General features: G+C 69.5%; 13 protein-coding genes. 7 read left to right on the top strand and 6 right to left on the bottom strand.

All coding sequences use genetic code 11. From position 1 onward, the window contains the following. Positions 1 to 32: 32 nt before the first annotated feature. From K343_RS0117695 to def, 5 genes are all read right to left on the bottom strand, one after another. Entirely contained in the window at positions 33 to 482 is a 450-nt protein-coding gene (locus tag K343_RS0117695) for a hypothetical protein (RefSeq protein WP_028009199.1), read from the bottom strand. Positions 483 to 733: 251 nt separating this feature from the next. Further along, positions 734 to 922, bottom strand: coding sequence for an oxidoreductase-like domain-containing protein (locus tag K343_RS0117690; RefSeq protein WP_028009198.1), 189 nt, complete (start codon positions 920 to 922; stop codon positions 734 to 736). Further along, a complete protein-coding gene (gene fmt, locus K343_RS0117685; protein WP_028009197.1) occupies positions 919 to 1,848 on the bottom strand; it encodes a methionyl-tRNA formyltransferase in 930 nt (309 codons plus the stop codon). Before fmt ends, K343_RS0117690 begins: the two co-directional genes overlap by 4 nt. After that, positions 1,845 to 2,342 (bottom strand): hypothetical protein, encoded by a 498-nt coding sequence (locus tag K343_RS0117680; protein WP_028009196.1) that lies wholly within the window; start codon positions 2,340 to 2,342, stop codon positions 1,845 to 1,847. Before K343_RS0117680 ends, fmt begins: the two co-directional genes overlap by 4 nt. After that, complete coding sequence (def, locus tag K343_RS22765) at positions 2,339 to 2,842, bottom strand: peptide deformylase (protein WP_043113107.1); 504 nt, start codon at positions 2,840 to 2,842, stop codon at positions 2,339 to 2,341. Before def ends, K343_RS0117680 begins: the two co-directional genes overlap by 4 nt. 106 nt (positions 2,843 to 2,948) lie before the next feature. On the opposite strand from def, the gene K343_RS0117670 reads away from it, so the two are divergent. The 7 genes from K343_RS0117670 to K343_RS0117640 all read left to right on the top strand — a co-directional run bounded on the left by K343_RS0117670 (position 2,949) and on the right by K343_RS0117640 (position 11,036). After that, positions 2,949 to 4,094 (top strand): LysM peptidoglycan-binding domain-containing protein, encoded by a 1,146-nt coding sequence (locus K343_RS0117670; protein ID WP_051278691.1) that lies wholly within the window; start codon positions 2,949 to 2,951, stop codon positions 4,092 to 4,094. A gap of 35 nt (positions 4,095 to 4,129) precedes the next feature. Next, entirely contained in the window at positions 4,130 to 5,254 is a 1,125-nt protein-coding gene (gene dprA, locus K343_RS0117665) for a DNA-processing protein DprA (RefSeq protein WP_028009194.1), read from the top strand. Between the two features lie 80 nt (positions 5,255 to 5,334). After that, a complete protein-coding gene (locus K343_RS0117660; RefSeq protein WP_028009193.1) occupies positions 5,335 to 5,802 on the top strand; it encodes a Smg family protein in 468 nt (155 codons plus the stop codon). A gap of 366 nt (positions 5,803 to 6,168) precedes the next feature. After that, positions 6,169 to 8,631: a DNA topoisomerase I gene (locus K343_RS0117655; protein ID WP_028009192.1), complete on the top strand. Its 2,463-nt coding sequence runs from the start codon at positions 6,169 to 6,171 to the stop codon at positions 8,629 to 8,631. Further along, positions 8,631 to 9,191: an L-threonylcarbamoyladenylate synthase type 1 TsaC gene (gene tsaC / locus K343_RS0117650; protein WP_028009191.1), complete on the top strand. Its 561-nt coding sequence runs from the start codon at positions 8,631 to 8,633 to the stop codon at positions 9,189 to 9,191. Before K343_RS0117655 ends, tsaC begins: the two co-directional genes overlap by 1 nt. Before the next feature lie 2 nt (positions 9,192 to 9,193). Continuing rightward, the gene (gene hemF, locus K343_RS0117645; protein ID WP_020651000.1) at positions 9,194 to 10,117 is read left to right on the top strand and encodes an oxygen-dependent coproporphyrinogen oxidase; all 924 of its coding nucleotides are present in this window, start codon (positions 9,194 to 9,196) and stop codon (positions 10,115 to 10,117) included. Positions 10,118 to 10,259: 142 nt separating this feature from the next. Continuing rightward, positions 10,260 to 11,036 (top strand): GntR family transcriptional regulator, encoded by a 777-nt coding sequence (locus K343_RS0117640; protein WP_028009190.1) that lies wholly within the window; start codon positions 10,260 to 10,262, stop codon positions 11,034 to 11,036. A 42-nt stretch (positions 11,037 to 11,078) separates the two neighbouring features. Here the strand turns inward: K343_RS0117640 and K343_RS0117635 are convergent, their stop codons facing one another. Next, positions 11,079 to 12,068 carry a hypothetical protein gene (locus tag K343_RS0117635; RefSeq protein ID WP_051278690.1) on the bottom strand — a complete coding sequence of 330 codons (990 nt, stop codon included), beginning with the start codon at positions 12,066 to 12,068 and terminating at the stop codon, positions 11,079 to 11,081. Positions 12,069 to 12,119: the final 51 nt, after the last annotated feature.

Below are 12,119 nucleotides of genomic sequence, written 5' to 3'. Positions count from 1 at the left end.
GCGCGTCGCGCCGTGGCGCCGCGCCCTGCGGCTCAGAAATGGCGGCGCGGGGCCGCGTCGCCGGGGCGGGACTCGTAGCGTGCCGCCGGCACGCCGCGCCACTGGCGCTCGTCATGCTCGACGAGTTCCCAGAACTCTTCCTCGTGGCGCTTCACGGTGGCGCGCGCCCACAGTTGCAGGCTGCGCACCGCGAACCAGATCGCCACGGCCAGCAGCGCGTTGCCGAGCAGGATGTAGGCGATGTCGCCGCTGCCGGCGTGCTGCTGCGCGCTAGCGAGCAGGCTGCCCGGGTTCTCGGCGGCCCGCACGCCCAGATGCTGCGCCTGGGCCCAGAGATGCGGCAGCGAGATCTCGCCGGCACTGACGCCGATCACGCCGAGCACGAACCACTTGCGGACGGCGATCCATGCGAGATTGAAGAACAGCAGGCCGGCGATCACCAGCTTCAACGGACCGAACACCACGACGAATTCATTCAGCACAGCACGCTCCGGCTTTTGCGGTCTCTGCGGCCGAAACGGCCGGACCTGAAGGCCGTTCGTGCGATCCGGATGACCGCCCGTCGGCGCCGTTCAAGCGAGCGCTGGCCGGATGCCCGATCTCCTCCCGGTACCGCACGGGCGCCGCATTGAATGAACGCCAGCATAGGGGCGTCGCCGGCCGCGACGCGGGCACGGCGGATGCACGGCAGTGTTTTGACCGCCGAACTGCGTAAAGCCGTGGCGGCGCGCGGCTAGCCGCGCCGTTCGTCGGCGCGACGCTGCCGGATGGCCTCGACTTCCGCTCGCCAGCGCCGCATCGCCTCGGTGTAATCGTCGAGCACACATTGCGCGCAGCCGCTGAAGCAGCAGTCCGGATGATCGGGCGGCGGCGGCAGATCGTCGTCGTCGGCCGGCGGCGGATTCGGGGTGTCGGGATTCATGTGAAACGCCGTCCGGCCAGCGTGCGGCCGCTGGCGATCTGGGCGGCCGACAGTGGCTTGCCGCCGGGCCATTGCAGGGTTTCGGCGCGCAGCAGGCCGTCGCCGGTGGCGATCGCGATGCCGTGCGCATCCGCGCGGACGATGCGGCCCGGCTCGGCGCCGGCGGTGTCGCCGCGCTCCGCGCTGGCGGCATAGAAGCGCACGCGTTCGCCGTCGAGTTCGCTCCAGGCGACCGGCACCGGATTGAAGGCGCGGATGCGGCGCGCGATCTGCGCCGCCGGTTCGTGCCAGGCGATGCGTGCTTCGTCCTTGTCGAGCTTGCGCGCGTAGGTGACGCCGTCGGCCGGCTGCACCTGTTCGGCCAGCGTGCCGTCGGCGAGGCGGCGCAGGGCCTCGACGATCAGGCGCGCGCCGACTGCGGCGAGCGCGTCGTGCAGCGTCGCCGCGGTGGTCTGCGCGTCGATCGGCACCGCTTCGCGCAGCAGCATCGGGCCGGTGTCGAGGCCGGCGTCCATGCGCATGATCGTCACGCCGCTCTCGGCGTCGCCGGCCTCGATCGCGCGCTGGATCGGCGCCGCGCCGCGCCAGCGCGGCAGCAGCGAGGCGTGGATGTTGAGGCAGCCCAGGCGCGGGATGTCGAGCACCGCCTGCGGCAGGATCAGGCCGTAGGCGACCACCACCATCACCTCGGGCGCCAGCGTGCGCAGTTGCTGCTGCTCGGCTTCGCCCTTCAGGCGTTCGGGTTTGAACAGGGGCAGGCCCAGCGCCGCCGCACGCTGCGCGACCGGCGACGGCGTCAGCTTGCGGCCGCGGCCGGCCGGGCGGTCGGGCTGCGTGTAGACGCCGACGATCTCATGCCCGGCGGCGTGCAGCGCGTCGAGCGCCGCGACCGCGAAGTCCGGCGTGCCGGCGAACACGAGCCTCATGGCGCGAGCGCCTGCCGGAGCTCGGCTTCGAGGGGCGCGCTCCAGGCGCCGTGGCCGCGCCATTTCACGCTGCCGTCGGCGGCGAGCACGACCAGGTAGGCGTCGTCGCCCGGCTCGTCCGGCGCACCGGCAAGCTGCCGCCAATCCGCGGTGCCGGTTTTCGCCAGCAGGAAGTACGGCTGGCGGGCCGCTGCGACCTTGTCGCGCATCCGGCCGATCGCGAAGCCGCGCACGAAGCCTGGCATCTTTTCGATGATGGCCACGTCGTAGCAGCTCGGCGCAGGGCCGGCGCACAGCGCCGCCAGCCGCTGGTCCCACTGCTCGGTGAGCTTGCGCGCGTCGTGCGTGAAGGCGACGACCAGCAGGCGCGGATCGCCGGCGAGTCCGTCGGGAACCGTGAGGCTGCGGCCGGCCAGGGTCTCGACCGGCAGCGGCGCACCCGTCGCGCCGCCCGCGACGGCGGCGAGCGCGAGTGCGGCAAGAACGCGCCTCATGCGCGGCGCGCCTTGGCCAGCTTCTTGGTGATGCGCTCGCGCTTGAGTGCCGACAGGTAGTCGATGTAGAGCTTGCCGTCGAGGTGGTCGATCTCGTGCTGGATCGCCTGCGCGAGCAGGCCCTCGGCCGCCAGCTCGAACGGCTGGCCGCTGCGGTCGAGCGCACGCAGCGTCAGGCGGTTGTAGCGCTGCACCTTGTCGGCGATGCCGGGCACCGACAGGCACCCTTCCTCCATCTCGACGCGATCGTCCGGATTGAGGATTTCCGGATTGATGATGACCATCGGCAGCGGCTGGTCCTTGTCTTCGCTGCAGTCCATCACCGCCAGGCGCAGCGCGAGGCCGACCTGCGTGGCCGCGAGGCCGACGCCGGGGGCGTCGTACATGGTCTCGAACATATCGTCGATCAGCGTCTGCAGCGCCGCATCGAAGACGGTCACCGGCTGGGCCTTCTGGCGCAGGCGCGGATCGGGGTGGTGGAGGATGGTCAGCAGCGACATGAACGGCCTTGAGAAACAACCAGCGAAGTTGACGGCAAACGATTGAGCCGTCTAGAGTTTGCCAGAGTTGTCTGGTACTGGCAGAGCCTCCGGGGGAAGCGCCGCCATGCGCAAGTATAACGGCTTGACGATCATTCACGGCGCGCTGTTCGCCGCGCTGCTGACTGCCTGCGCGAGCCGGCCCGCCGAGCATACCGAGGCGGCGCCCGCCGAGGCGCCGCAGGTGCCGCCGAGCGCGGTGCCGGAAGCCGTCGCCGCGGCGCCGTCCGCTCCGGTCGCGCTGCGCAGCGACGCGCCGCTGCGCTATGTCGTCAAGAAGGGCGACACGCTGTGGGGCATCGCCGGGCACTTCCTCGAACAGCCCTGGCAGTGGCCGGAGATCTGGTACGTCAACGACCAGGTCAAGAACCCGCATCTGATCTATCCGGGCGACGTGCTGACGCTGGTCTGGCGCGACGGCCGGCCGATGATCGTCGCCGCCGACGGCGTGTCGGCCGACGTCGATTACCTTTCGCCGCGCGTGCGCGAGCTGCCGCTCGATCAGGCGATTCCGACGATCCCGCTCGAGGCGATCCGCGACTTTCTCAAGAATCCGCGCCTGGTCGACGCCGACGAGCTGCGTCGCGCGCCGTACGTGCTCAGCTTCGTCGATCCGCACGTGGTCGAAGGGACCGGCAGCCTCGTCTATCTGCAGAACGTGCCCACCGGCGGCGATACGCGCTGGGACACGGTCCGTCTCGGCCAGAAGTTCGTCGATCCGGACAGCGGTGAAGTGCTGGGCTGGGAGGGCACGCCGGTCGGCGGCATCGAGATCCGCCAGTTCGGTTCGCCGGCGACCGGTCTCATCACCGACAGCGAGCGCGAGGTTCGCGCCGGCGATCGCCTGATCAAGCCGCAGCTCGAGACGCTGGCCGCCAACTTCTATCCGCACGCGCCGGCGAGCAAGGTCGGCGGGCGCATCCTGTCGGTCTATGACGGCGTTTCGCAGATCGGCCAGTATCAGGTCGTGACGCTGAACCGCGGCGCGCGCAACGGCGTCGAGCCCGGCCATGTGCTGAGCATCCTGCAGGCCAACCGCAGCACGCGCGATCCGTACACCGGCAAGCTGGTCCGGCTGCCGGAGCTGTACGCCGGCACGCTGATGGTGTTCAAGGTGGAATCGCGCGTCTCCTACGCGCTGGTGCTCAGCGCGACGCGCGAGATCCACACGCTCGATCGCGTCGAGAAGCCGCAGGACGGCGAGCGCCTGTAGATGGCGCGCGCCGACAGCACGATCGTCGTCGAGGCGTGGACGCCGCCGCGCTGAACGCCTGGCTGGTCCTGTGCCGCGCCCCCGGCGTCGGCAGCGCCGCCGTCGCCAGACTGCTTCAAGCCTTCGGCAGCGCCGAGGCGGCCTGCGCCGCTTCGGCCGCGGCTCTGCGCGGCGCCGGATTGTCGGCGGCGCAGGCCGAGGCGCTGCGCAAGCCGGATGACGAAGCGATCGCCCGGGATCTGGACTGGCTGGCGGGACCGCGCCGCGGCCTGCTGACGCTCGCCGATGCCACCTATCCGCGCGCGCTGCGCGACATTGCGCAGGCGCCGCCGGTGCTGTTCTGGCAGGGCGACGCCGAACTCCTCGGCCTGCCGCAGATCGCCATCGTCGGCAGCCGCACGGCGACGCCGCAGGGGCTGGAGAATGCGCAGGCTTTCGCCGCCGAGCTCGCGCGTCGCGGCTTCGTCGTCACTTCCGGGCTTGCGCTCGGCATCGACGGCGCCGCGCATCGCGGCGCGCTCGCGGCCGACGGCTACACGGTCGCGGTCTGCGCCACCGGTCTCGATCGCGTCTATCCGGCACGGCACAAGGTGCTCGCGCACGAGATCGTCGAGCGCGGCGTGCTGGTCTCGGAATTCCCGGTCGGGGTGCAGGCCCTGGCCGAGAACTTCCCGCGGCGCAATCGCATCATTTCCGGGCTGTCGCTCGGCACGCTGGTCGTCGAGGCGGCGCGCGAGTCCGGCTCGCTGATCACCGCCCGCTACGCGCTCGAACAGAGCCGCGAGGTGTTCGCGATCCCGGGCTCGATCCACAATCCGCAGGCGCGCGGCTGCCACGCGCTGATCCGCCAGGGCGCCAAGCTGGTCGAGACGGTCGACGACATCTTCGAGGAGCTCGGTCCGCTGCTGGGGCCGCTGCTCGGCACGCGAGTTGCGAAGGATTCATCGCCGGCGGCGGAAGCGGCGCCGGCAGGTCGGGACCCGCAGATGGAGGCGGTGCTCGCCGCGCTCGGCGACGACCTGCTCGACCTCGATGCGCTGCTGGCGCGTACCGCCCAGCCGCTGGCCGCCGTGCAATCGGCGCTGACGCGGCTCGAACTCGAAGGTCTCGTCGCGCTGGCGCCGGGAGGACGCTACCAGCGGCTATACAGGGAAGTCTGAGCGGCTGCCGTCACGGTCCGGACGGACCGACACGCACCGCGAAAGGCATTACACTGCGTTCACAGCACTGGAGACTCGACATGAAAGAAACGGTCCTGGATGTGCTGATGTACCTGTTCGAAAACTATCAGGAAGGCGAATTTTCCGACGCCGAGAATCAGGACACGCTGCGCGAGGAACTGATCGCGGCGGGGTTCCCCGGTGAAGAGGTCGGCCATGCCTTCACCTGGCTCGACGGTCTCGCCCAGCAGCGGCAGCTGCCGCTGGTCTTCGGGCCCGGCCGGGCGATGCGCCTCTACACGCGGGAAGAGACCGCGCGCATTTCGACGGAATGCCGTGGTTTCATCATGTATCTTGAGCAGCTGGGCATCATCACGCAGGAGATGCGCGAGCTGATCATCGACCGCCTGATGGCGCTGACCGAGGAAATCGACCTCGAGCGCGTCAAGTGGGTCTGCCTGCTCGTGCTGATGAACCAGCCGGACGCCGAGGAAGCCTTCGGCCATCTCGAAGAGATGGTCTACTACCACGGCGAGTTCAAGCACTAGCGCCAGCGACCGAGTTGCTGCGCGGGCCGATCTCGCGACCTCCGTGCTCGCAGTGCTTCAGCACCGCTGCGCGCGGGAGCCGCGATCTCGGCCCTGCTCACAACGCTCGCTCGCCGGCGCTTCGTCCTTGGCGTAGCAGCCGCTCGTTGAATTCGGCCACCCTCTCGCTGTGCATGGAGGGCCGCAGGCGACGGTCCCGTGAGCGGCCGCTGAGTCGGTCCCGGCGGTTTTCCGCTTTGCGCATTTCATGACCGCCGTCTCGCGCGCGCACGCGAGCGCGCGCGGTTGGCTGGACAGTGGTAGACCCTTCCGCTTATAAGGCGCCGAACTGCGGCCGAGCGGCCGTCACCCCCAACCTGGGCGTCAATGAGCAAGCATCTGGTCATCGTCGAGTCGCCGGCCAAGGCGAAGACGATCAAGAAGTATCTGGGCAAGGACTTCGAAGTCCTGGCCTCCTATGGCCATGTTCGCGACTTGGTGCCCAAGGACGGCGCCGTCGATGTCGCGCACGGCTTCGACATGAAGTACCAGATCATCGATCGCAATGAAAAGCATGTGAAGGCGATCGTTTCCGCGCTCAAGGATGCCGACGACCTCTGGCTCGCGACCGACCCCGACCGCGAGGGCGAGGCGATCTCCTGGCATCTGGCCGAGCTGCTGCGCGAGAAGAACGCGCTGAAGGGCAAGCCGGTCAAGCGCGTGGTCTTCTACGAGATCACGCAGCGCGAGGTGCAGAACGCGATCCAGCATCCGCGCGACATTTCCGAGGATCTCGTCAACGCCCAGCAGGCGCGCCGCGCGCTCGACTATCTGGTCGGCTTCAATCTGTCGCCGCTGTTGTGGCGCAAGGTCCAGCCGGGCCTGTCGGCCGGCCGCGTGCAGTCGCCGGCGCTGCGCCTGATCTGCGAGCGCGAGGAAGAGATCAAGGCCTTCGTGCCGCGCGAGTACTGGACGCTCGAAGCGCAGGTCGAGAAGACGACGCAGGCTTTCGGCGCCAAGCTCGTCGAGTTCGACGGCCGCAAGGTCGAGCAGTTCACGCTGAACACCGTGGTCGGTGCGATGGCGGCGAAGTCGGCGGTGCAGAAGGCCGCGAACGGCGTGCTGCGCGTCGCCAGCGTCGACAAGAAGCAGCGCCGCCGCAATCCGGCGCCGCCGTTCACGACGTCGACGCTGCAGCAGGAGGCCAACCGCAAGCTCGGCTTCTCGGCGAGCCGCACGATGCGCGCCGCGCAGCAGCTGTACGAAGGCGTCGACATCGGCGGCGAGACGGTCGGTCTGATCACCTACATGCGTACCGACTCGGTGAACCTCGCGCAGGACGCGCTCGCCGACATCCGCACGGTGATCCCGCAGCAGTTCGGCGCCAAGGCCCTGCCGCCGGAACCGCGCTTCTACAAGACCAAGAGCAAGAACGCCCAGGAAGCGCACGAAGCCGTACGCCCGACCTCGGCCGGACGCCTGCCGAAGGAAGTCGCCAAGTACCTCGCGCCCGACCAGGCCAAGCTCTACGAGCTGATCTGGCGGCGCACGATCGCCAGCCAGATGGAGCAGGCCGTCTACGACACCGTCACCGCCGAGCTGCGTGCCGGCGACGCGCCGGCCGGCAGCCGCGGCGCGCATGCGTTCCGCGCCTCCGGTTCGACGCTGGTCGAGCCGGGCTTCATCGCCGCCTATCTGCAGGGTGTCGACACGCCGAGCGGCAAGGAAGACGAGGACGACGACAAGCGCCTGCCGGCGCTGGCGGTCGGCGACCTGGTCAAGCTCCTCGACCTGATCGCCGATCAGCACTTCACCGAGCCGCCGCCGCGCTACACCGAAGCGAGCCTGGTCAAGACGCTCGAGGAATACGACATCGGCCGCCCGTCGACGTACGCGTCGATCATCTCGACGCTGCTGGCGCGCGACTATGTACGCCTCGACGGCAAGGCCTTCATCCCGACCGACGTCGGCATGATCGTCAACAAGTTCCTGACCGATCACTTCACGCAGTACGTCGACTACGAATTCACCGCGCATCTCGAGGACCAGCTCGACGCCGTGTCGCGCGGCGAGAAGCAGTGGAAGCCCTTGCTCGCCGACTTCTGGAGCGGCTTCAAGCCGCGCGTCGACGAGAAGATGGAACTGTCGCGCGCCGAAGTCTCGGAAGCGCGGCAGATCGGCATCGATCCGGCGAGCGGCAAGCCGGTGTCGGCGCGCCTCGGCCGCTACGGGCCGTTCGTGCAGATCGGCACCAAGGAAGACAGCGACAAGCCACGTTTCGCGTCGCTGCGCGCCAACCAGCGCATCGACACGATCACGCTCGACGACGCGCTGGCGCTGTTCCAGCTGCCGCGCAAGCTCGGCACGCTGCCGAACGGCGAGGAGGTCGAGGTCAACATCGGCCGCTTCGGCCCGTACGTGCGCCACGGCAAGAGTTTCGTGTCGCTGAAGAAGGACGACGATCCGTACACCGTCGAGCTGCCGCGCGCGATCGAGCTGATCGAGCAGAAGGCGGCCGCGCTCGAAGCGGCGACCATCAGGAGCTTCGACGGCACCGGCATCCGCATCATCAAGGGCCGTTTCGGTCCGTACATCAGCGACGGCGCGCGCCGTGCGCCGGTGCCGCGCGGCCGCGATGCCGAATCGCTGAGCGTGTTCGAGTGCGAGGCCTATCTCGCCGAAGCGGCGGCGGCGCCGAAGAAGGGCGCGAAGAAGGCCGCGACCAAGAAGGCCGCGGCCAGGACCGCGGCGGCGGACACCGGCGCGCCGGCCAAGAAGGCGGCGGCCAGGAAGGTGGTCAAGAAGGCCGCGAAGAAAGCCACCAAGAAAGCCGCGGCGAAGAAAGCCTGATGGACGTTGCACCCTGGCATTTGCGCGCGGCGATTGCCGCGCTCGACCGCGGCGGCATCATCGCCTGTCCGACCGAGGCGGTCTGGGGACTGTCCTGCGATCCGCTCGACGAGCGCGCGGTGATGCGCCTGCTTGATCTCAAGGACCGGCCCTGGGAAAAAGGCCTGATCCTGGTCGCTGCCGATTTTGCGCAGCTCGAACCGTACGTGATCGCGCCGTCGAACAACGCGATGAAGCGCGCGACGGCGACCTGGCCCGGCCCGGCGACGTGGATCTTCCCGGCCAGCGACGAGACGCCGATGTGGATCAGCGGCGATCACGACGGCGTCGCCGTGCGCGTCACCGCGCATCCGGTGCTGCGCGCGCTGTGCAAGCGTTTCGGTGGCCCGCTGGTATCGACCAGCGCCAATCCGGCCGGGCGCGAACCGGCGCGCAGCGCGTTCGACGTGCGCCGCTATTTCCGCGACGAGCTCGACGCCATCGTGCCGGGACTGCTCGGCGGACTGGCCAAGCCGACCACGATCCGCGACGTCGCCACCGGCCACATCCTGCGCCGCTAGCCATGAACACCGAAGCCGTCGATTCCGTCGCCGTCGAACGTTTCCTGCGCGGCCTGCAGGACCAGATCTGCGCGGCGCTCGAAGGCGTCGACGGCGGGCGCTTCCAGCGCGACGTCTGGACCAAGCCGGCCGACAGTCCGCTGCAGGGCGGCGGCGATACGCGCGTGCTGAGCGGCGGCGTCGTGTTCGAACGCGCCGGCGTGGCGTTTTCCGAGGTGCGCGGCGCGCGCCTGCCGCCGTCGGCGAGCGCCGGCCGGCCCGAGCTCGCCGGGCGCGGCTTTCGCGCGATGGGCGTGTCGCTGGTCATCCATCCGCGCAATCCCTACGTGCCGACCTCGCATGCCAACGTGCGCTTCTTCGTCGCCGACAAGGCCGGCGAAGCGCCAGTCTGGTGGTTCGGCGGCGGCTTCGACCTGACGCCGTACTACGGCTTCGAGGACGATGCGCGGCACTGGCACGCGACCGCGCGCGCCGCCTGCGCGCCGTTCGGCGACGACGTGCATCCGCAGCTGAAGCGCTGGTGCGACGATTACTTCTTCCTCAAGCACCGCGACGAGCCGCGCGGCATCGGCGGCCTGTTCTTCGACGACTGGGATCGCGGCGGCTTCGCGCAGAGCTTCGCGCTGCTGCGCAGCGTCGGCGAGCATTTCGTGCCCGCCTACCTGCCGATCGTCGAGCGTCGCAAGGACATGGCCTGGGGCGAACGCGAGCGCGACTGGCAGCTCTACCGGCGCGGTCGCTACGTCGAATTCAATCTGGTCTGGGATCGCGGCACGCTGTTCGGCCTGCAGGCCGGCGGCCGCACCGAGTCGATCCTGATGTCGATGCCGCCGCTCGCGGCCTGGCAGTACGACCGCCGCCCCGAACCCGGTACGCCGGAAGCCGAGCTCTACGAGCGCTACCTGCGTCCCCGCGACTGGCTCTGAAACAGGCGCGCTCGCGCACGCCGGCGCCGGAGTCCGGAACCGCCGCAGGCGTCGCCGCGCGGTTTCCGCCAGCGGCATGCGGATCTGTCATGCGGCCGTAATTTGCGGCAAGATTGTGCACAATGCCATTGTTGCCGCCTTCATGGACGAACTTGCCCCCGAGAATCCCGCCGAGCCCGCCGTCGAAGGCCTTGGCAAGCTGCACGACCTGCCGCTCGATGCCGCCATCGCCCGGCGCCTGATTCGCGACATCGTCCAGGGCCATTACGAGCCGGGGCAGTGGATTCGCGAGCAGGAAGTCGCCTCGCGCTTCGGCGTCAGCCGCACGCCGGTGCGCAACGCCTTCCGCCAGGTCGCGCGCGCCGGCTTCATCGACGTGCGGCCGTGGCGCGGTGCGCAGGTGCTGGAGCTGTCGCCGGAGGACACGCGGCATGTGCTCGACATGCTCGAAGTCGTCTACGGCGTCGCCATGCGCATCGCCGCCGAGAGCGTGCCGGAACGCTACTTTCCGGCGCTCGACAAGATGATGCGCGCCGGCGAGGACGCCGCCGCACGCAATTCGATGCGCGATCGCATTCAGGTCGCGTTCGAGATCGGCCGGCGGCTCGCGCGCTGGAGCGGCAGCCAGCTGGCGTACGACATGGTCGAGCGCGTCGCCAGCCTCGCGCAGTGGCAGCACCGCTTCTTCGACTTCGACGTGCCGGCCGCCGCGCAGCGCTCGCTGCAGCTGCACCGCGAGCTGATCGAAGCGGTCAAGGCGCGCCGGCCGGAAGCCGCCGAGCGCGCCGCGCGCGAGATCGTCGCGCTGTCGCGCAGCTTCCTGGTGCCGCGCATCCGTCTGGCGGCTGCCGAGCGCGCCGCCGCCGACGGCAAGCCGGCGCGCAAGGCCAAGGCGCCGCGCAAGCCGCGCGAAGCCTGAAGCGGTCCGGGCGCCGCCGCGGCGCCCGGACCGCGATCCCGCTCAGGTGCCGAGGAAGGCTTTGCGGATGGCCTGGCCGCACGGAATGCTGTCGCCGGGCGCACCGGACGAGGCTTCGCGCGAGAGGATGCCGTAGTACTGCTTGTCGGCGGTGATCCACGGATAGAAGCCGAACGCGCCGGGGCTCGAATGCGCGCCGTCGCCGGGGCCGAGCGTCTTGCCGTTCGACAGCGTGCCGCCGGTGTTGTCCTCGATCCAGTGATGCAGCGAGTAGTGGAAGTCGACGCTGCCGAGCGGCGTGCAGCCGCTGAGTCCGCTCGCGCACGGGTAGGTGACGACCGGCGAGTAGTTCAGGTAGCTGGAGATGACGTAGTAGCCGGTCATGATCCGCTGCAGGAAGGTCGCGTAGTCGGCGGCATTGCCTTCCATGCCGCTCGACAGCGGCAGGTTGGCGTAGCCGAAGCTGGAGCCGAGGTTGAGATAGCTGTTCACTTCGGTGAACAGGGTGTTGCGCGTCTTGTTGCCGAGGTTGAGCAGTGAAGCCTGCGAGGCGACGTACTGGCCGTGGCCGCTGTTGTAGAAGAAGTGGCCGTCCGCGGCGCTGTCGTGATTGTCGTTCGACCCCACGGTGAAGCAGCCCGACACCGTCAGCGTGAGCTGGCACAGGTAGTCGTTCAGCGAGGTGTAGCCGAGCTTCATGTTCAGCGCGTCGACGATCTGGGCGCCGCCGCTGCCGGTGGGAATGCCGCTGTAGCGCTGCAGCACATAGGCGGCGAACACCCACTTCGATGCCGACGCCAGCGTCACCGTGGTGCTGCGCGCGAAGTCGGTGCCGCCGACCTGGCCGGACGCGATCGGGGCGCCGCTGGAGCCGCCGATCTCCCAGTAGAACGGCCGCGCGTCGGTGCAGGCCGCGCCTTCGGCGGCGGCGGTCGCTGCGGCGATGTCGTACGCGAACGCCGCGGTCGGCGCCGCCAGCAATGCGAGTGTGGCGCCGCCGAGCATCCGCGAAGCCTTCGATTTCTTCAGCATGTTCTCTCCTCCATGGTTTTGGGACAGCGGTGATGCAGCGGAGCCCGGACG

This window comes from Solimonas flava DSM 18980, from assembly GCF_000426685.1.
Taxonomy (GTDB): Bacteria; Pseudomonadota; Gammaproteobacteria; order Nevskiales; family Nevskiaceae; genus Solimonas; species Solimonas flava.
The sequence above is the reverse complement of the archived record's forward strand: the minus strand, read 5'-3'. Positions and strand labels throughout refer to the sequence as shown.

Bases quoted from the DNA above. Each gene is read 5' to 3' on its own strand.
- K343_RS0117660 (WP_028009193.1), top strand. From the start codon at position 5,335: ATGAAAGAAACGGTCCTGGATGTGCTGATGTACCTGTTCGAAAACTAT.
- tsaC (WP_028009191.1), top strand. From the start codon at position 8,631: ATGGACGTTGCACCCTGGCATTTGCGCGCGGCGATTGCCGCGCTCGAC.
- K343_RS0117655 (WP_028009192.1), top strand. From the start codon at position 6,169: ATGAGCAAGCATCTGGTCATCGTCGAGTCGCCGGCCAAGGCGAAGACG.
- K343_RS0117670 (WP_051278691.1), top strand. From the start codon at position 2,949: ATGCGCAAGTATAACGGCTTGACGATCATTCACGGCGCGCTGTTCGCC.
- K343_RS0117635 (WP_051278690.1), bottom strand. From the start codon at position 12,068: ATGCTGAAGAAATCGAAGGCTTCGCGGATGCTCGGCGGCGCCACACTC.
- K343_RS0117690 (WP_028009198.1), bottom strand. From the start codon at position 922: ATGAATCCCGACACCCCGAATCCGCCGCCGGCCGACGACGACGATCTG.
- fmt (WP_028009197.1), bottom strand. From the start codon at position 1,848: ATGAGGCTCGTGTTCGCCGGCACGCCGGACTTCGCGGTCGCGGCGCTC.
- def (WP_043113107.1), bottom strand. From the start codon at position 2,842: ATGTCGCTGCTGACCATCCTCCACCACCCCGATCCGCGCCTGCGCCAG.
- K343_RS0117680 (WP_028009196.1), bottom strand. From the start codon at position 2,342: ATGAGGCGCGTTCTTGCCGCACTCGCGCTCGCCGCCGTCGCGGGCGGC.
- hemF (WP_020651000.1), top strand. From the start codon at position 9,194: ATGAACACCGAAGCCGTCGATTCCGTCGCCGTCGAACGTTTCCTGCGC.
- K343_RS0117640 (WP_028009190.1), top strand. From the start codon at position 10,260: ATGGACGAACTTGCCCCCGAGAATCCCGCCGAGCCCGCCGTCGAAGGC.